Annotated in this window: 16 protein-coding genes; 3 read left to right on the top strand and 13 right to left on the bottom strand. The window is 58.9% G+C overall.

Annotated elements, in window-relative coordinates; genetic code table 11:
• Positions 1-65: 65 nt before the first annotated feature.
• Positions 66-1,901: a patatin-like phospholipase family protein gene (locus ACFSOZ_RS25020; RefSeq protein ID WP_379102243.1), complete on the bottom strand. Its 1,836-nt coding sequence runs from the start codon at positions 1,899-1,901 to the stop codon at positions 66-68.
• A 599-nt stretch (positions 1,902-2,500) separates the two neighbouring features.
• On the opposite strand from ACFSOZ_RS25020, the gene ACFSOZ_RS25015 reads away from it, so the two are divergent.
• Entirely contained in the window at positions 2,501-4,258 is a 1,758-nt protein-coding gene (locus tag ACFSOZ_RS25015) for an adenylate/guanylate cyclase domain-containing protein (RefSeq protein ID WP_379102242.1), read from the top strand.
• Positions 4,259-4,982: 724 nt separating this feature from the next.
• On the opposite strand, the gene ACFSOZ_RS25010 is transcribed toward ACFSOZ_RS25015, so the two are convergent.
• The 3 genes from ACFSOZ_RS25010 to ACFSOZ_RS25000 all read right to left on the bottom strand — a co-directional run bounded on the left by ACFSOZ_RS25010 (position 4,983) and on the right by ACFSOZ_RS25000 (position 7,425).
• A complete protein-coding gene (locus ACFSOZ_RS25010; protein WP_379102241.1) occupies positions 4,983-5,651 on the bottom strand; it encodes a response regulator transcription factor in 669 nt (222 codons plus the stop codon).
• A 258-nt stretch (positions 5,652-5,909) separates the two neighbouring features.
• Positions 5,910-6,587 (bottom strand): type 1 glutamine amidotransferase domain-containing protein, encoded by a 678-nt coding sequence (locus tag ACFSOZ_RS25005; RefSeq protein WP_379102240.1) that lies wholly within the window; start codon positions 6,585-6,587, stop codon positions 5,910-5,912.
• Between the two features lie 463 nt (positions 6,588-7,050).
• Entirely contained in the window at positions 7,051-7,425 is a 375-nt protein-coding gene (locus tag ACFSOZ_RS25000; RefSeq protein ID WP_379102239.1) for a response regulator, read from the bottom strand.
• A 904-nt stretch (positions 7,426-8,329) separates the two neighbouring features.
• Between ACFSOZ_RS25000 and ACFSOZ_RS24995 the strand changes: the two genes are divergently transcribed.
• Positions 8,330-9,388: an alpha/beta fold hydrolase gene (locus ACFSOZ_RS24995; RefSeq protein ID WP_379102238.1), complete on the top strand. Its 1,059-nt coding sequence runs from the start codon at positions 8,330-8,332 to the stop codon at positions 9,386-9,388.
• An 81-nt stretch (positions 9,389-9,469) separates the two neighbouring features.
• On the opposite strand, the gene ACFSOZ_RS24990 is transcribed toward ACFSOZ_RS24995, so the two are convergent.
• The 9 genes from ACFSOZ_RS24990 to ACFSOZ_RS24950 all read right to left on the bottom strand — a co-directional run bounded on the left by ACFSOZ_RS24990 (position 9,470) and on the right by ACFSOZ_RS24950 (position 18,217).
• Positions 9,470-9,973, bottom strand: coding sequence for a DUF302 domain-containing protein (locus ACFSOZ_RS24990; protein ID WP_379102237.1), 504 nt, complete (start codon positions 9,971-9,973; stop codon positions 9,470-9,472).
• A gap of 68 nt (positions 9,974-10,041) precedes the next feature.
• Positions 10,042-11,067 (bottom strand): nitrilase-related carbon-nitrogen hydrolase, encoded by a 1,026-nt coding sequence (locus tag ACFSOZ_RS24985; RefSeq protein ID WP_379102236.1) that lies wholly within the window; start codon positions 11,065-11,067, stop codon positions 10,042-10,044.
• Between the two features lie 130 nt (positions 11,068-11,197).
• Entirely contained in the window at positions 11,198-12,310 is a 1,113-nt protein-coding gene (locus tag ACFSOZ_RS24980) for a redoxin domain-containing protein (RefSeq protein WP_379102235.1), read from the bottom strand.
• Positions 12,311-12,361: 51 nt separating this feature from the next.
• A complete protein-coding gene (locus ACFSOZ_RS24975) occupies positions 12,362-12,772 on the bottom strand; it encodes a cupin domain-containing protein (RefSeq protein WP_379102234.1) in 411 nt (136 codons plus the stop codon).
• Positions 12,773-12,850: 78 nt separating this feature from the next.
• Positions 12,851-14,176 (bottom strand): epoxide hydrolase family protein, encoded by a 1,326-nt coding sequence (locus ACFSOZ_RS24970; RefSeq protein ID WP_379102233.1) that lies wholly within the window; start codon positions 14,174-14,176, stop codon positions 12,851-12,853.
• 238 nt (positions 14,177-14,414) lie between these two features.
• Positions 14,415-14,552, bottom strand: a complete 138-nt coding sequence (locus ACFSOZ_RS24965) for a hypothetical protein (protein ID WP_379102232.1) — start codon at positions 14,550-14,552, stop codon at positions 14,415-14,417.
• 29 nt (positions 14,553-14,581) lie between these two features.
• The gene (locus ACFSOZ_RS24960; RefSeq protein WP_379102231.1) at positions 14,582-15,208 is read right to left on the bottom strand and encodes a VOC family protein; all 627 of its coding nucleotides are present in this window, start codon (positions 15,206-15,208) and stop codon (positions 14,582-14,584) included.
• 229 nt (positions 15,209-15,437) lie between these two features.
• Entirely contained in the window at positions 15,438-15,833 is a 396-nt protein-coding gene (locus tag ACFSOZ_RS24955; protein WP_379102229.1) for a response regulator, read from the bottom strand.
• On the bottom strand, positions 15,830-18,217 hold the full coding sequence (locus tag ACFSOZ_RS24950; RefSeq protein WP_379102227.1) for a PAS domain-containing sensor histidine kinase: 2,388 nt from the start codon (positions 18,215-18,217) through the stop codon (positions 15,830-15,832). Before ACFSOZ_RS24950 ends, ACFSOZ_RS24955 begins: the two co-directional genes overlap by 4 nt.
• A gap of 472 nt (positions 18,218-18,689) precedes the next feature.
• On the opposite strand from ACFSOZ_RS24950, the gene ACFSOZ_RS24945 reads away from it, so the two are divergent.
• Positions 18,690-19,280 (top strand): GDSL-type esterase/lipase family protein, encoded by a 591-nt coding sequence (locus ACFSOZ_RS24945; RefSeq protein WP_379103244.1) that lies wholly within the window; start codon positions 18,690-18,692, stop codon positions 19,278-19,280.
• Positions 19,281-19,300: the final 20 nt, after the last annotated feature.

The raw sequence follows: 19,300 nt of genomic DNA, 5'->3' as shown, positions 1-19,300 counted from the left end.
GTGCCCTGCATTTGCTCATCGCCGCGCTTTTGATGTTCGGGCTGCCGGTATCGCGCTGTGATGCGCTAAGTATGTGCGTTACCGAGCACCGCCCGGAGCCCTGAGTCGTTCTGGCGGAGACGTTCCTCGATCCATTGCGCCGTGCGGTCGTAGGCGTCCGAAAACAACTCGGAATGCCGACTCCAATCCATGAAGCCGATCGTGCTCGAAACCTGCGGACAGACCAAGACATCCTCGTCGCCGACGGCAATGTCCTGCGGCCCGTGTGCCAGCATACTCGCGGCAATAACCTGAAGCATGCTCGGAACTTGCGGCAAGCGGGCACGGCCGAAAGGGTTCAGCAGGGCGACCGCCAGTTCCGATCTTCCGGGGATGCGGTCATAGTCGATGTGGTATTTTTGCGGTCCACTGGACCCAAAGCTCACGATGACATTGGGGCCGGTCTTGAGTTTCCTCATCTGTTCCAGCGGCAAATTGTTCATGATGGCGCCGTCCACCAGCATATCGCCGTCAGCCGTAAAGAACGGCGGCAGGACACCCGGGATCGAGCCGGATGCCCGAACGGCTTGCCAGAGTTTTCCACGACGGTGGACATGGGGCTGACGGCTGCTCAGATTGGTCGAAAGCGCAAAGAACGGAAGCCAAAGATCTTCGATCAGAACGTCGCCGTATTCCTCCCGAAGGGCTCGATCGAAGGTTTTGTGATCTAGAAGCGCGAAACGCGGCAAGGTGGGGCGCCGAAACGCCCGACTCTTGACAAATATGTTGTGCGTGCCGCGGTCGATCTGCTCCGCGTCCAACCCTCTTGCGAAGCCGGCCATCATCGCCGCTCCGGAACTCGTCCCGCCGAGATAGTCGAAGCGCCCGCCCGCCTCGACGAAGGCCTTGTAGACGCCCAGATGGGCGCTGCCCAGGGACCCACCCCCCGCCGCCACGAAGCCGCGTGCCTTGCAGGAAATAAATCGAACCAGGCGCTGGATATCAGCCCCGTCCTCCAGCGCAACATGATGATGCTGGCCGACATAGGGACGCTCATCGAGCCACGCAGAGGTGCCGGAGACCGCAGCCGAGCGATTGTCGTGAATTAGGACAAGCCGACCGGTCGATGGTGGATGGACCGATAGCGTCAATTCCTCGGACGCGTTCAAGCGAGGCGAGGAGGACGCGTTCGCCAGCAACAGGACGGTATCGGCCTGGCGAATGCAGACTCGTGTCCATTCATTAGGTTCTTCATCGGCGACGTAGACAACGAATTCAGCTTGCGCCTCCAGTTCGTTCAACCAGTTAAGGACCGGCTGGCCGTCGATCGGACGACCTGCGAACTTCGCGTGGACGTCAAGCCGGGAAACGAACTGAGCGCGCGTGACCGCGCCGAACTCTTGCTGTAGGTGCCCGATGAAAACCGGTGAGATGCGACTTCCGCCGGCTGCAATGACGGCAAGCGTTCGGATCTTGGCAGGTTTCTGGAGACGTGACAAAATCGGAGATTGCGTGGCGAACCGGCGCGCCAGGGATATTGTGACCGCCTCTCTCAGGTTCGGCAAAGCCTCGGCCGCCTTCTCGAAATGATTACGACTGATTTCAAGGACGATCGAATCGCGCGCTGCAAGGACAGTGGCCGTACGGGGCAGCCCTGCAAAGAAACCAATTTCGCCGACTAGTTCGCCCTGTGCGATCTCGGCGACCGTGCCAATCGGGTCTCCTTTGTGTACCGTAAAGCGACCTGACAGCACGACGAAGAACCTGTCCGATGGATCGCCTTCGCGAACCAGGACCTCACCGCGCCTCAGGACCCGACGGTCGGATTCGGCAGCCAAAGCCTCGAGCGCCAGCAACGACGCCCGATCGAACATCAATGTCGCCGACAATAATCTCGCGGCAAGAGAATCGACAGAGGACATTTGAGCCATCCCGGGGACGCATTCGCTCCGGTAATTGTATCCCGTACCGCTCGTGTTTGCAGCGTCGCAAGGCGTGATCCGAGCCGAACCGCAACGTTGAGGCAATCCTCGACGGGCGCCAGCCTCCGACGATGCAATTGCAGCCGCTGGTGCGCGGGTTTCCCGTTGAGTGGGAGCGCCAACGGCGCAATGCCTGTTGGTTGTGAAGGTCTGTTCTACCCAGCGGCGACCTTGTCCGCGTTGCGATGGCAGCAATGCGCCTGTTCTCGGACATTCGAGAGGCGCCATGGCATTTGTCAAACCTGCCGTTCTCTAAAGTCGTCGCAAAGGCCGGACACGTCACGACGGCGGCGTAGTCGAGGCACCCGGCATGTACCTGTTTGGGCAAGCAGTTCCAGACACGGCGCCGGTTACGATGAGCGACCTCAGCGATCATCTCGCGCTCCTTCTTCCACGGCGGACCATGCCCGATTGACGGATCCGCGCCAGTCGCCGCATCGCGCGGTGGCCTGTCGAATTTGGGCAAACGAGACCTTCGTAGACACACCAAGGCAGTGGGCGATACACTTGCGACCAGCGTTAGCCAGAGGCGGAAGGGAATGACGAAGCAACGCGTTCAGCGGCGTCTTGCTGCTATAATGTCGGCTGACGTCGTGGGCTACAGCCGCCTCATGGGAGCGGACGAGACAGGAACACTGAGTGCGCTCAAGGAACTGCGCCGCAACTTGATAAGCCCGATCCTCACCGAGTATCGAGGGCGTCTGGTGAAGCTCATGGGCGATGGAGCATTAATTGAGTTCGCCAGTGCGGTCGATGCGGTGGAGTGTGCAGTCTGCATTCAGCGCCGCGTTGCCGAACGAAATCTCGCAATGCCCGATAGCGCGTCGATCTCCTTTCGGATTGGTGTGAACGTAGGCGATATCATCATCGATGGCGAAGACATCTATGGCGATGGCGTCAACGTCGCGGCGCGACTTGAAAAGCTGGCTGACCCAGGCGGCATCTGTATCTCCGGCATGGCCTTCGACCAGGTAAAAGGCAAACTCGACGCCGGGTTCCAGGACTTCGGAACTCACCAGGTAAGAAATATCGCTGATCCCGTACGGACGTATCGAGTGGTTGCGGCGAGCGTGTCGAGCCAACCGGCTGGCCCTATTCCCTTGCCGGCCAAACCGTCGATCGCCGTCCTGCCGTTCGACAACATGTCCGATGATCATGCCCAAGAGTATTTCTCGGATGGCATATCCGAAGATCTGACGACGGCACTTTCGCGTTTCGAATGGTTGTTTGTTATCGCGCGCAACTCCGCCTTTACCTATAAGGGCAAGGCCGTTGACGTGAAGAAGATTAGGCGGGAGCTCGGGGTCCGGTATATTCTCGAAGGCAGTGTGCGCCGGGCCGGTGACCGCGTGCGAATCAACGCCCAGTTGATCGATGCGGAGTCAGATCGCCATGTATGGGCACAGCGATACGACCGCAAGATGGATGATCTCTTCGAGTTGCAGGACGACATCGTGGCCAGCATCGCGTCGGTAGTCGGACCCGAAATCACGTTGGCTGAGATCGAGCGGGCGCGAGGAAAACGGCCGGACGATCTCGGTGCATGGGACCACTATTTGCGGGCGATCGCCGCCTATCACAGGATGACGAAGCAGGATGTGGAAGCGGCGATTGCCGATCTCAGAAGAGCGATCGAGATCGACCCCGATTTCGCCAATGCTCACGCCCTGCTTGGTCAATGCCACGTGCACATCGGGTTGCGCGGATGGATTCGTCCGGCGCGCCTGGCCTTCGAAGAGGCCCGGCGCTGGGCGGAGAAGGCGGTTCACCTGGCGCCAACAAACCCGCAGGCCAATCAGTCTCTGGCGTTCATGCTGGCGGTGACCGGAGAGACAGAGCAGGCCATCAGGGTGGCCCAACGGGCGATAGAGCTCAATTCGAACTATGCCGAGGCCTACGCGGTCTTGGGGCATGCCCTGGTGTTTCGTGGCGATTTGGAGGGTGGCTTGGCTGCTTGCCAAAGAGCGGAACGCGGCAACCCACGCGATTCTCGCGGAACCTGGCTATATGACGCGATGGGACACGCTTATTTCTTCCTCGGCGATTATGAAAAAGCGATCGACGTTTCGAAGAAGGGGCTTCAACAAGATCCCGCTCTGTTCGGCGCGCTAGTGACATTGGCGTGTTCCTATGCTCGTCAAGGTCGCGCCAAGGAAGCCAAGCATTACGTGGACGAGCTGCTCCGCCTGATTCCGCGCTACTCGCTGCGTGCCCTGCGGAAGAATCCAATGTTTGTTGACCCCAAGATGGCTGACGACCTCGTCGAATGCATGCGCTTGGCAGGATTGCCCGACTAGCAACTGGCTTCAATTCTGATCCGACAATCGGGATAGGCGCGCAAGGTGCAATTGCGCGATCGAGAGCAATGCGGGAAGAGCCAGGGGCGATGTCGGCTTCGGGAGATCACGTCGATGCCCCCAAGAAGCTGAATGTCCGCTTCTGACGATTCGAGTCTTGAAGCTGCCAGTCCCCTCTCGGCCCAAACGCGACGTCTGAGTAGTGACTTGGCGATGTCCGTAGGTGGCGCAACCCGGACCTAACGTGCGACGGCTAGTTGTGGTCCTTTTTGACAGGCGAGCGAACCGCAAACTGCCCGCAGCATGGCCGGCGCTAAAGCATTGATATTGCTGCTGTCAAAACCTAAGGATTCTTAGGGCTACTCCCCAGCTTTGGAGAAAGATGGGCGTTCAGAGAGCGTTTTGGGGAAGAACGTCGTTTCCGCATTCCCCGGCTTTCGGCCACACATTCCGCAAACGCTGGGCCTTCGGGAACGCATGGACGCATCGGAGAATTGTTTGGACTTTGAAGGTGGTAGAGGGAAAGGAACCGGAATCCAACCTTCTCCACTCCGATTTTCGGTTTTCGTTGGCATTGGCTCCAGTCAAGCGGTTTCCGACGCGGTGTCAAATATTAAGAGTCAGCGAGTTGCACGCACCTTTGCAAGGTTCAACGGCCGCTTCTAGTTGCGGCCCCGCCACGGAAAACGAGAAGACCAAATCGGGGCGGGCCTGCGTAAGTGCCCTAGTGTGAGATGCCGAGTTTCGTTGCCATACTCAACAGATCGGGGAGCGAGCGAGCTTGCATCTTTCGCATCACTTGGCCCCGGTGAGCCTTCACAGTGATCTCGCTGATGCCGAGCTCGAAGCCGACCTGTTTGTTCAGCCGGCCCACCACGATCAGTGCCATGACTTCCCGCTCGCGCCGACTGAGCGACGCCTGGCGATCCCTGAGCAGGCGCATCTCTGCTTCGAGAACAAGCATGGCTTTGCTCTGTTCAAGCGCTGCATCGATAGCTGCTAACAGTACCTCATCGCTGAAAGGCTTGGTCAGGAATTCGACCGCCCCGGCCTTCATTGCCTTGACGGTCATGGGCACATCACCGTAGCCGGTGACGAAGATGATCGGCATATCAGCGTGCTCAACAGAGACCAACTCTTGCAAGTCGAGCCCACTGAGGTCCGGAAGGTTGACGTCCAGGATCATGCAGTTCGGAACCGGCGCTCGCGCGTGAGAGAGGAACCCCTGTGCCGAGTCGAATACCTGTGGCACCCAGCCAACGGATCGAATAAGCAATTCCAAAGATTCGCGAACGGAAATGTCGTCGTCAACGACGAACACGATCGGCGTTTCTTGCGACGTCGATGTCGCCCCTCGTGCTCCGCTGTGAAGCGCAGAAAACTCCGTAGCCATCGAGAATACCCTCCAGGTGACGACGTTAGGAAAACGATCAAAAGCCTGCGGCGTGCAAAATTGAGCAGGGCACTATGGCTGAATACCGTTGACGGCGCTCTCTTGTCGACTGCCGTCGAAAAAGCGCGGTCACACGATGATGATACCGAGGATCATGCATTTGGGCGTGAAGGTCAATGTGTCATTGTTAGAAACAGACAGTCTGAGATTGATCTCCAAATCCATTCTGCGTCATCCTTCGGCCTGCAAAAGCTATGCCTAAGCGCTCAGAATCTTAAGCAATTCCACGGCAGCCGAGCCCGACGAGGACGGGTTCTGGCCCGTGATAAGGCGACCGTCCACAACCGTGAAATCGGCCCAATCGTCTTTTTTCTCATAGAGGCCGCCCAGACGCTTTAATTCGTCTTCGACGAGAAATGGCACGACGGTCGTCAAGTGGACAGCTTCTTCCTCCGTGTTGGTGAACCCCGTGACGCGCTTGCCCCTGACGATGGGTTGTCCGTTATAGGTCACATTTCGCAGCACTGCAGGGGCATGGCAGACGGCAACGACCGGCTTGCCCGCGTTGTAGAGGTCCTCGATCAGGGCGATGGAATACTTGTCGTCGACGAGGTCCCACATCGGGCCATGGCCGCCAGGATAAAAGACCGCGTCGAAGCCCTCGGCTTTGACGTCGCGAAGCATCGTGGTGTTCGCCAGTACCGCCTGAGTGGCGGCGTCCTTCTTGAAACGTGTCATCGCCTCGGTCTGGTTGCTCGGATCATCACTCTTGGGGTCGATCGGAGGCAGGCCTCCTTTCGGCGACGCCAGGGTCACCTCCACACCGGCGTCCCTGAAGACGTAGTAAGGCGCAGCAAACTCCTCAAGCCAAAACCCCGTCGCCTCGCCCGTGTTGCCGAGTTTGTCGTGCGAGGTCAAAACCATCAGGATCTTCATCGTCAGTCTCCATTGTTTGAGGCGTGCGCATCCACACACGGTAACGCAAAGGCTATCCTCTTAGTCAGGGCGCGCCGGACACAGTCAGGGTGTCCTCGTCGCCCGATCGCTTGGTCGACCGTGCTGTCGCCACGACACGGTACCTCCGGGCCCGCCAAGCCGTTACCAGAGCAGCGCCGATACCGCGCGATCCCCCCGTAGTGACGATGACCTTTTTGTCGCTGCCCAAGCAATTGCCCTTCCTGCCACTCATCCAGCTATCCGGACGGAGCGGGACAGATGAAGGAAAGATGGAAGCGAATCGATTGTACGATGGTGTTGTCGATACCTTTGGATTGGTTCGATTATCAGCGTTTCGTCGATCTGCCGAGATCAGAAGGTCGCGACCTCAGCATCCATGCGATGCCGAGCTTTGCGGCCATACCGGCAGATCAGCGAGCGAGCCGCTATATCCTGAGAAGGATCATGGCCAGCCGATCGCTAAGCGGAGCGCATCTTGTAAGGCGGCATCGCTGAACGGCTTGAACAAACAGGCCACGGCCCCTTTTGCGATGAGCCGCGACCGCAACGCCTCATCCTTTTGCGCCGTAATATAGATAATCGGAGTTGACACACCTCGACGCGCCAGTTGGACCTGCAGGTCAGGGCCAGTCATGCCGGGCATCGTGACGTCAAGAATGAAGCATCTGGTGTTTTGCACGATATTGGAGGCCAAAATTTCCTCCGCAGAAGTGAACACCACCGCGCTAAATCCCAATTCCTTGAGCAGGTCGGGGAGGGACTCACGCACGGATTCGTCATCATCGACGACGGCAACGAGTTGACTGCTAAGTTTCATGAAATCTCTGCTGCTCATAGGTTTGATGGCGTTGATCGGCTTCCGGGGCGACTGCGCGGCAGCTGTCCATTCGAAGTCGTCCGAACGGACGGGATCGAAGGCGGCCAGCCTTTCAGCCCTTTGGAGGTCACGCCGAAGTTGTCTAAAGCGTGCCGAGGAGGCCCCTCGACGCCGCGTGACAAGCTTTAAATTCGCGGTCGAGGTGCGGCATAGGCGCCTCCATTTCGCCGGTCGCCCCGATCCCCCAATGAACAGCCAGCATTCAAGAAATGCGGGCAAGTCGTGGGATTTGAGCAAGTCCTGCCACATCCATCGCCGTGGCTTTTCGAAACCAGCCCGTTCGGAGAATCGTGGATTCGAGAACTCGACTTGCCTGTCGCGGCCCACTGTCCGCACCAAGCCTGGTTGCGCATCAAAGGCGCGACCGACTTTGTTATTTATTGCCATTTTCAGCCTGCGTCCGCTTACACTTGTTGTGCATCGGCCGTCGCAAGATTCCTATTGTGCCTTGGTGTCGGTTTCTCCTGCTGCGAGCCGTGGGTTAATCCTTCGCAGCTCAGAAGCGAGCGCCGAAGACCGTCTCGCCTTCGCAAACGTACAATGTCCTGGCGCGGCCAATCCGAAGGTATCGCCGACACCTTCGTGTAATGGATTTTATGTGCCACGTTCGCCAATCTGCCCTTCGGACCCGGATGGGGATTGGATGGACATGACGGAACTCTTTCTTGCGGCTTCGTCCGCTGCCGCAGCGACCAGGATGCTTCACGGATCGTCTCGCGCAACTCCTACGCCATGGCACCTGTTCTGGAATCTGACGCTGACTCTTTGGAAGAAATTGCCGGCCTAACCGACGCAGCGCTGACCCGCGTGACTCGCACCATTGCAATCATAGGATGAGTTGATCATGACCAGGACTAACGCTTCCGAGACAATCAATCACCGTCGCCGCAGTCTCCTAGGCGTCGCAGCGCTGACATTTGCGGCCTTCGATCTCGGCGAAAACATGCAGGCGATGGCAGCGTCTGGCGCGACAAGCACAGCAAAGGCGCCCCCCGCTTCGCCGAAATCGTTCGGCCCGCTCAGACAGATTGATGCTGGTTTGCTGAACGTTGGGTACGCCGAGCTAGGACCAGCCGACGGCGAGCCTGTCATTCTGCTTCATGGCTGGCCGTACGACATCCACACCTATGTCGACGTCGCGCCTCTGCTGGCAGCGAAGGGGTATCGAGTGATCGTCCCCTATCAGCGTGGCTATGGCACGACGCGCTTCCTTTCGGACAAGACGGAGCGCAACGGTCAACAGTCGGCGTTCGCGTTCGACCTCATCGCCCTGATGGATGCGCTGAAGATCGAAAGGGCCGCGATCGGCGGTTGTGACTGGGGCGCTCGCACGGCAAACATCGTCGCCGCACTTTGGCCGGAACGCTGCAAGGCGATGGTGTCGGTGAGCGGCTATCTCATCGGCAACCAGCAACTCGGCAAGCTGCCGCTGCCGCCGAAGGCTGAGCTGCAATGGTGGTATCAATATTACTTCGCCACCGATCGTGGCCGCGCCGGCTACCAGAAGAACACGCGCGAATTCGCCAGGCTGATCTGGCAGACGGCATCACCGAAATGGCACTTCGACGATGCCACCTTCGACCGCAGCGCAACTGCGTTCGACAATCCGGATCACGTCGACATCGTGATGCACAATTATCGCTGGCGGCTCGGTCTCGCCAAGGGCGAGCCGCGGTATGACGAATTCGAGCAGCGACTTGCCCAGGCTCCGCTTATCGATGTGCCGACGATCACCCTTGAAGGTGACGCCAATGGGGCTCCGCATCCGGAGGCCAATGCGTACGCCAAAATGTTCTGGAACAAATATTCACATCGCGTCATCGAGGGCGGGATTGGACACAACTTGCCGCAGGAGGCGCCAGAGGCCTTTGCGCAGGCAGTTGTCGATGTCGCGAGCGGTTGATTGCAGTGTCGGATAACAGTCGATCCGGAAGTCTTTAAGAAGGCGGGCTGAGCGGGCCGCACCTGCCTCCGCAATTGCTTTCTACTCCGCCGCCTTATGCAAGGCCGCCTCCAAGGTGGTGTCGAGATAGCGGCCGACCTCGGTCACGCGCTCATCACCATACTGGCCAAAGAAGGTCGATGGCCTGTCGTATTCAGAAACGCCCCTGCCTTGTTCGTCCTCGAGCAGAACCACCCGCAGCGGCGCGTAGAGAGCAGCCGACAGCTGATGACGGGTCATCTTCGAAGCGGTAACGGGATTTCCGATCTCATATTGGAGTGCACTGCGTTTTCGGCCTTCGATTTGCAACAACGCGCCGTGATCGCGGCAGCCAAAGATCGACAGCTTTGGCCCGTTCTCTTCGTAGTCCTTGACGTATTTCTGATCGCCAGTGCGCAGCGATGCAACGATGGTTGAATCGAGATTTGGCAACGTGCGCTCCAGCTTCGCGCGAACCTCCGCGAACGATGCTCCCGACGAGATCTTGATGTGCTCGACCACGATCGTCTGTGAGGTGAGAAGAGTTTGCGCGATCGATTGGGGCATGTCGTTCTCCAGAATTGGATGTTCATCGCTATCGCTTGCGGTCCACGCTCGTCTGAGCCGCCGGGCGATCACTCCGCAGCCGGCTTGAACAGCCGGCTCCGATCTTCAGCGTCGACATGCTTCAAGTTTTGCTCAACGTCTGAAACAGGGCGGGAGGCGCGATCGTGAACGTGGGCGGTTGACGTACGGTCGATCAGAAGGCTGAGCAGTTCCGGCCTGCTGTAGTGGCCGCGCGAATCCATCAATCGCTTTCGCTTGTCGATCTGAATGAAGTCGAGGTCGGCGATGACCACTCCTTCGCCGGCGCGGATAGGCTCTCCAAGCAAACTTCCATCCGGTGTCACTATCGCGGTGAAGCAACCGCCGGATATAGCGCCGATACTGCCGCCACCAGTGTCCTTCACGATCTGCGCTTGCTGATCCGCATCGAGCCAGGCGGTAGCGCAGACCACGAAGCAAGCGGACTCCAAAGCATGCTGCCGGATGTTGACCTGCGTCTGCTCGGAAAAAAGCTCACCGAAGATGGAGCCCGGATACATCGCAGAGTGAATCTGCTCGCCGTCAGCCATCATCGCATACCGTGCCAGAGGGTTGTAGTGCTCCCAGCAGGCCAGCTGTCCGATACGGCCGACGGCGCTATCGACGGCACGCAAACCCGAGCCGTCGCCCTGACCCCAAATCATGCGCTCATGGTAAGTGGGCGAGATCTTGCGGCGTCTCTGGATCAATTTGCCGTCGGCATCGAAAAGAAGCTGGGTGTTGTAGACGGTTCCGCCATCACGCTCATTGACGCCGATCGAGACGACAATATCGGCGTCGCGGGCTGCTTCAGCGATGGCGTCGACAGCTGGAGACGGCACCGTTACGGCCTGCTCGAGCAACTTCTGCTGCTCGGATCCGACGAGGTTTTGCAGCGGCGCCTGGATGAACGAGAAATACGGGTAGTAGGGGATGATCGTTTCGGGGAAGGTCGCGAACTGGACGCCCTGTTTGCCCAACTCGCGGATTTTCTTCGCGACCTTCTCGATCGTACCGTCCCGGCTGTAGAGCACTGGGCTTATCTGCACGGCAGCGGCTTTGACGATAGCGTTCATTGTATGTGTCCCTTCAGGCTAGCATTGGGGTTGAAGACAACGTCGATACTGCCGCGATGGCCTCCGAATATGTGCCGGCCGACGACTTTGGCGATGCCGCCATTGAGAAAGGGCAGGGCGACGTAGGCAATCAGCCGAACGTGAAGCAGAAAACCTCGACGTCAGGGGCGAGAAACTCGATCTCGAATTGGCGATCTACGATGGGCCCCTGTTGCCGGATCAACTGGTATAGGCGCTGCTCGCTCACCGTGCCGTTGCCCTGTTCATCAACGTCGATGCCGTGAGAGCCGCCGGGTGGCTGACCATCTATCAGGACGCGGAATTTCACGGACGTTCCAGCCGCGGCCGGCCCCATGACAAGATGAAGATCGCGGGCATGAAATCGGTACGTGACGGTGCCATTGGACTTTTTCACCGCCGCGCCGTCGCTTCCCATGGTCCAGTCGCCGGACAGGGCCCACTCATTCAGGCGCAGCTGTGCGGGTGCTTGATAGAGGTGCGGCTTGTTGCGCACCGCGCCGCCCGGTGATGCAAAGCCCTGGGTGCGTTTGTAGCCGATATAGTTTTCCCGCGACTTGAGATTTGCCATGTCGGCAGCTGCTTCGAGGCCGCGTCCGTCGACCGATACCAGATCGGCGCCAATGCCTTCGGCGCCAGCCTCTGCCAGCAGGCGTTGAATGGTCATTTCCGACTGTTCGTAGGAGCCCTCGCCGAAGTGTTGGTCGCGGATACGTCCCTGTGCATCGATGAAATAAAGTGCCGGCCAATAATTGTTGTTGAACCCGCTCCAGATCGCTCCTTCGCTGTCGACTGCGACAGGATAGTCGACGCCCAGGGCTTTCACCTCCCGGCGGACGTTGTCGATGTTCTTTTCAAATCGGAATTCCGGCGAATGCACGCCGATCACGACTAGGCCCTGTCTCTTGTATTTTTCCGCCCAGGCGCGGAGGTAGGGCTGAACACGCAGCCAATTGATGCAGGTGTAGGTCCAGAAACTGACTAGGACCACCTTTCCGCGGAGCGCCGTCGGCGTCAGAGGCGGCGAATTGAGCCACTCGTCGGCACGCCCAAGAGACTGCAACTCTGATTGGCCGGCAATCCAGCCGAGAATAGAGCCATGGAGGGATGACCCCGGGAGACCTTCGAATATCATCTGCTGTCCCTTCTTTTCCGCGGCGTAGCTGATCTCGGGTACCCCGATTGTGCTGATGAGCAACGCGGCCAACAGGAAGTTTTTCTGCATGGGAATCTCCTTCCAGGTTTCGACCTTCATTTCGCCATGGTCTTCGGCCGTTTACTTCACCAATTCGACCAGCGACTTGCCTTTTTCGACGACATAGGTGCCAACCTCCGCCGCATTGACGCTGCCGACATTTTTCGCCGCATGGCGCGCCCCTGCCGGAACAAACAGCACACCGCCGGCATTGACAGTTACCGGCGGTTGGCCCTCGACGCGGTATTCTATCGAGCCTTCGATGACGTAGATGATCTCTTCACCGTGATGCCAATGCACGGGGAACGTCGCGCCGGGCGCAAACTCGACGCGAGTCTGAATGGCCTCTTGCCCGGCGATGCTGAGATCATGTCTCTGCAGATCCGTTCGCGTGATCCCAGGCATTTGTTCCATCTGCTGAGCCCAGCTTGCATCGAGCACGATGGCGCTTGCAGCGATCAACAAGACCGCCGTCATCTGCGTCACCTTCATCTCAGCCTCCTGTAATTTTGACGGATCGATCCACCCGGCCATGCTTGGCCGGGTGAGCGGATCGATGGCGGAACGAAATCAGGCCTGCCGGAGGGCTCGGAATGCCGCGCGCAGCTCGGCGCTGAACAGCTCCGGCTGTTCCCAAGCCGCGAAATGTCCGCCCCTGTCGACCTCGTGGAAGTAAGCCAGGTTGGGATAGGCGCGGCGTGCCCATGTTTCTGGTGGTCGATAGACGTCGTCAGGAAACACCGTGATGGCGACCGGAAGCGAGATTTCGGAAGTCTTCTGCGCAGCCGCGAAAATTATGCTGCCATGGGCGCCGTTCTCCCAATACAGCCGCGCCGACGAGGCCCCGGTGTTCGTCAGCCAGTAAAGCGTGATGTTGTCCAGCACGTCGTCCTTCGTTGGCGAACTTGCGGGGTCGGCACCGTATGACCAGTGCGAAAAGCCGGGATGCACGAGGATCCAAGCCGCAAGACCGACCGGAGAATCCGTCGTACCGTAGCCCACTGTCTGCGGCCGCGCCGACATCATCGTGAAGTACGCGAGGTTCCCGGTCTTTCCGGACATCATGAGCGCTTCGATGACCGCGCGCTCCTTGTCAGAGACATCTGCCGGCAACGGCCCGCCGCCGAGTGCTGCGGCCGCTTCCGGTGGCACCGTTGCCGGCAGATTGATATGGATGCCACGCAATCCGGGGGCTGCTTGACGCGCCATGGAGTTGCAGATTGCGCTGCCCCAATCGCCACCCTGTGCGACGTAATTGGTATAGCCAAGGCGCGTCATCAGCTCCGCCCAGGCCCGCGCGATATGGTCGGGATCCCATCCGGTGCCGGTCGGTCTGCCTGAGAAGCCAAAGCCCGGCAATGATGGGATGACGACGTCGAACGCCTCCTCGGCGCTTCCTCCGTGAGCTGTCGGGTCCGTAAGGGGACCGATGATCTTGAGCTGCTCGATTATGGATCCCGGCCAACCGTGCGAGACGATCAGTGGAAGGGCGTTCTTGTGGTGGGAACGCACATGGATGAAGTGTATATCGACCCCGTCGATGTTCGTCGTAAATTGCGGCAGCGTATTCAGCTTCGCTTCTACCTTGCGCCAGTTGTAGCCGGTGCCCCAGTACTGAACCAACGCCTGCAGCTTTGCCAACTGAGCCCCTTGCGATTGATCGCTGACGGTTTCCTTGTCGGGCCACCGCGTGGCAACGAGGCGCCGGCGGAGATCGACGAGTTCTTTTTCCGGGACGTGGACGCGGAAGGGATGGATGGCGTCGCTAGAGGCCGCGGCGATCAACTGCGACGGGAGCAGGATTGCCGCACCGGCAGCAACAATACCCGTCGCGACTGCTGTCAAAAGCCGGCGCCGATCCTGATTGATACCTTCTGAAGGCTTCATCGTGTCCATTGTCCAATTCCTCTGGTCTCGGTTCATTTCCTGGCATGGCTGGGGAGAAAGTTGCTGTGGATGAAAGACCGATGCCGATAGAGACTCATCGCGCTCGGCGGCGGCGGGGACCGGCTGGTTCGCTGATCGACATCGGTGGCGCCGGCCTGGTGCGATGGCCGGCGGAAAGCTAGAGCTTAATTTGGTGGCGGGCTCGTCCCGCCACCAAATCCGAGGTTCCCGGTCAAACGACCGGAAATTACGAACCGGCCAGGGCGTTCACGTTGGCGCAGAACTCGGCGTAGGGCTTGCTCATCGCCGCGTCGTTGCACTCCTTCTTCATCATGTCCCGCATATTCTGCGGCATCGCCATGAAGGCCGACTTGAACTCCGGCATCGGCTTGCGCCACCGACCTCGCGGCTCCCTCATAAAGGAAGCGGTTTGCCGGCCTGCTCGGCGACCATGTATTCGCTGTACCAGGCAGGCCAGTTCTCGTCGCGCTGGCCGCCGTTGCGCTTCTCGTGTTCGCCATGCGCAACCGCCGCACGATGCATCGCGGCAGCAAGCTCGGTTGCGGAGGTGAACGTCGTCACGTTCGTGTCTACGCGTCCTGGCAATCGAGTGGTAACCTCCTGGAGCACCCACTGGTTACCGTCCGGGTCGCTGAACGAGGCAAGCGAACCGTAGCTGGCCCGGTTCGGAGCCGGGCCGCCGATCGGGCCTGCGTTGCCCCGATGGAACACTTCAGTGATCTCGACACCGTGCTCGGCGAGTTCGGTGCGCGCTGCCTCGATGTCGGATACGACGAGAAAAAGCACCGACTTCTCGCCAAGGTGTATCGAAGACGGTGAGCCAGGGGGTGTGAGCTGAACGGCCCGAGAACCGTCGCCCCTGACAAAGTCCGCGTCGACCCGCCAACCGAGGTTGGTGTAGAAGTTCTTGGCGCGCCCCACATCGGCAACTGGGATGACGGCGACCTCGAGCTTCATGTCGACTGCTCGAGCTTTCTGATTTTTAGTCGCGGCTTCGCCGCTCGCCAGGATGGCGTTCATTTTGATCTCCTGTATTTGCGTGGTTGCACCCGTCACAGTTCGAATGCTGGGTCCAGATTTGACCGACAAGGGGGCGGAGATCAATTGCACGAAGGTGTCGGCAATACCTTTGGGTTGCTAAGTGCAGAACGCAATGCACTCGGCGCCCGCGGTGACCAGTCGTCCAAAGGCTTCGCCCACGACCGGCAATGGCGATGGGCCAAGTGCGCCAAGCATGGAAATGTGCTTTTTAGACCACCAAGCAGGCCGTTGAGGCGTCTTCGAGGGCTAGGTTGAGTGCCTTCTGCAGGGCTGTGTCGCTAAACGGCTTGAACAGGCACCCTGCCGATCGCTCTTTGGGTAGAATCGGCCGAACGATTTCGTATCTCGGCGCCGTAATGAAAACGATTGGGATAGACTGGCCTCGGCACGCCAACTCTCGCTCAAGATCGGGCCCCGTCATTCCAGGCATGTAGACGTCAAGAACCAGGCAATCTGTCTCATCGATCATGCCCGACCCCAGAAACTGCTCGGCCGAAGAGAACGCTTCGGCACGGAAACCGAGTTCTCTCAGCAGGTCGGGCAGTGACTCGCGTACGGACTCGTCATCATCGACGATCGATACGAGAGGGAAGGGGGCGTTCATGAAAAACCTCGCTGGATTGCTGCGCTGCTGGCGGGCAGCGCCGATCTCATCCCGGATGGGTGAACAGGTCCCTCTTCCAGCAGGTATTCGTGAATGGAAAAGGAGAAGGTCGCTCCCGGGCCGTCATTTGCCTTCGCCCAAAGATGACCGCCGTGGCTTTCGATGATGGAGCGACTGACGGAGAGTCCTATTCCCATGCCTTCGGCTTTGGTCGTGTAGAAGGCTTCGAAAAGCCGCTCCTCCCCATGGAGATCGAACCCGACACCAACATCTCGCACGAAAAGGTGGACATCACCGTCCTCACTAGGCTTGGTCCCAACTACAACAAGCCTCGGCCTATCGTGGACCGAGATCATCGCGTCAGCTGCGTTGCGCAACAAGTTCATGATGACCTGCTGCAACTGGACACGGTCGCCGCCGACGAGGGGGAGTCCGTCAGAAAACTTGGTATGAAGCAGCACTCTGTTTCGCTGAAGATCACCAGCAAACAGTGCGATTACCTCGACAGCAGCCTCGTTCAAATCGACCGGCTCGACAACGGCATCCCTTTTTCCAAATAACGAGCGAAGTCTCGCGATCACGTCGGCTGCGCGGTTGCCGTCCCGGATCGTGCGCCGCGCGGTTTCCCGGGCGCCGTCGACGTTCGGCGGGTCGGCTGCCAGCATGCGCAAGCAAGTGCTGGCGTTGGTGACGATGCCCGATAGCGGCTGGTTGACTTCGTGCGCAATAGAGGCGGTCAGGGCACCCATGCTCATGATCCGAGTGGCTTGTGCTAGTTCGGAACGGATTTTCTCGAGCGCTTCCTCGGACCGCTGGCGTTGCGTTATGTCGAGAACCGCGCCGATATATTCAATCTGGCCGGAATCACTGCGGGCCAGGTGCGCGGTCAAGTGGAGGTGCTTGACCGAATTGTCCGGCAAAACGATCCGATGCTGACATTCGAAGTTGCTTTCGCCGCGAGTGGCCTTCTCCGTCATGTCGCTTATCAGATCCATGTCTTCTGGATGGACGCGACTGGCGATGCGCTCGAGCGTCACCACTGTACCCGGCTTGAACTCGAAGATTCGGTAAAGAGGCTCCGACCAGGTGACCTTTCCAGTTGCGACGTGCCATGACATGTTGCCCATGCCGGCAAGGTATTGGCCTTCCGCAAGGAACGCTTCGCTACGCCTTAAAGCGTCCTCGGCACGCTTGCGGTCGTGGATGTCCGTGTTTGTGCCATACCATTTGATGATGTTTCCCGTTTCATCACGGAGCGGGTTGACCCGGAACAGGAACCATCGGTATTCGCCATCAAAGCGCCGTAGACGCGCTTCGGTTTCTCCGGGCTGCCCGGACGCAAATATAGCTTGCAACGTTGATTCAAGGCTGTCGGCGTCGTCCGGATGGACCGATGCTGTCAGATCCCAATATTCAGACAGCTCAGTTGTCGGCTCCCAGTCCTCAGTACCCATCGAGAGACCAACGTAGTAGAGATAGTGCTGATTGAAAAATTCAGCGGAACCGTCTGCTCGTGCCGACCATGCCATTACAGGTATGGTATTGACGATGAGGCCAAGATTGCGCCCCTTGGCCTGGAGGGTTTCGTTCGCCCGCTTGCGTTCCTCGATGTCGATGATGGTGCCGTACCATTTGACGACATTTCCGCTGTCACCGCGATACGGGTAGGCTTGTGTCAGGAACCATCGATATTCTCCATCGCTGCCGCGTAGTCTCGCTTCAGCCTCTCCGGATTGTTCTGAGGCCAGTATAGTCAGCAAGGCGGATGTCAGGCCGCTCACGTCTTCCGGATGAACTCCCGCTATCCAACCCCAGCCCTGGGCTTCCGTGGCAGTGGTGCCAAGATAGTCGAGAAAGTTTTGGTTGAAGAACTCGACTGCACCGTCAGATCGAGCGGCCCATGCCAAGGCAGGAATTGAATCGACTATCAGTTGAAAATCGCGATCGCTCTGCCTGAGAGCCTTCTGCTGAAGTTCCAGCTCGGCCGATGCCAACTTCAGCTCACGCTGTCGCAGCGTTTCCTCGGCGTCCTTGCTTTGATTGATGTCGGTGCTGGTCACGTACCACTCGCGGATCCGGCCAACCTCGTCGAAAACCGGGCTGCAGTGGATCGCGAACCATCGGTATTCCCCGTCGGCGCGCCGCATGCGGGCTTCCATTTCACCAGGCCCGCCGGACGCGAGTATTGACCGCCAGCGTTCCAGCAATTTCGGCAGGTCCTCAGGATCGATAGCAACTTCCCACCCGGAAATGCGAACTTGTTCCAAGCTTTGGCCAGTGTACTCAGACCAGCGTTGGTTGACAAAATGAGCTTGTCCGTCAGGTAGTGCGATCCAAATCATGACCGGCAGTGCATCAAGCACTCGGTGCTGACCGATCTCCATCTCGTTCCTTTCGCGATACCGCATACGCGCGACAATGCGCCTGCTGCGCCTCGCCGTCCATTGTGCCGTGGTATCGGTCTGATAGCACTAAGTTTTGCGGCGCCACGCCTTGCTGGCGGCTGTCAAGGTGTTGCTAATATACAGCACCGACGGCATCTCTGAGTGCCTCGCGCGGAACCGCTTCCATCGGCCACCCGTTGGCACCAAAAGACAGCCAACAACGCGAGGCAGCGAAGATGGAAAAGCGACAAAACACAAGAACCATTGAGATGTGGTGTCTTCTAGCCGTTCCCGTATCACTGCTCCTCACGGTGGTATTAGCTGGAATGATCCTGGGCTGAACCAACCCCGAATGGTCCCGCTGGAGATAGACCATGACAACAGTGCGTGAAGTTTCGTTTGTGGCCCTTGTCGCACTTTCCGCAATGTTGGGGTTAGGCGGCAACGTGGATGCCGAGGATGCACTCCGACAATCGTCACCCTCGGCGACAGCTACATCAACAGCTATGGAGTAGCAGCCACTGAGACCTTTGCGACCAGGCTAAAGTCTGAGCTGAACGCCGCCGGGCACCCAGTGACAATTGTCGAGGTGGGGTACATGGCAACCAGCAAACGGGGTCTCGCTTGGCTGGCGGAATCCAAGGATGGCCTTGACCTGCAGGCGAACCCTGCAAACCACGTTGTCATCGTTGAATTGGGTCAGAACGATTGCGCTCGTATCGACCTGGATCACACGCGAGCGAACCTCGACCAGATTCTGAATATCCTCGCCCAGAAGCGCGTTCCAGTGCTTGTGGTTGGAACCGCGGCCTATGGCTATTGCTCGTCTATCCTCTCTGCTGGGCACGGGGCTGACTATGCCGAGCCGTTTTCAAAGATGTTCTCCGAGCTAGCGACCAAGCATGGAGACTTGCTCTACGCCGACTTCAAGGAGGGCGTGACTGGGCATCCGGAGTTGCTGCAAGCGGACAACGACCACCCAAATGCAGCGGGGGATGCGATCATCGTTAGAAACATGCTCCCTATGGTTGAGGCGCTACTGGCGCAGGTGCAACCACGTTAAAGACCCATCTGAACGAACGG

The sequence above is a fragment of the Mesorhizobium newzealandense genome (genome assembly GCF_042682145.1).
GTDB classification, from domain to species: Bacteria; Pseudomonadota; Alphaproteobacteria; order Rhizobiales; family Rhizobiaceae; genus Mesorhizobium; species Mesorhizobium newzealandense.
Note: the sequence above shows the minus strand (reverse complement) of the source record. Positions and strands in the feature narration are given on the sequence as shown.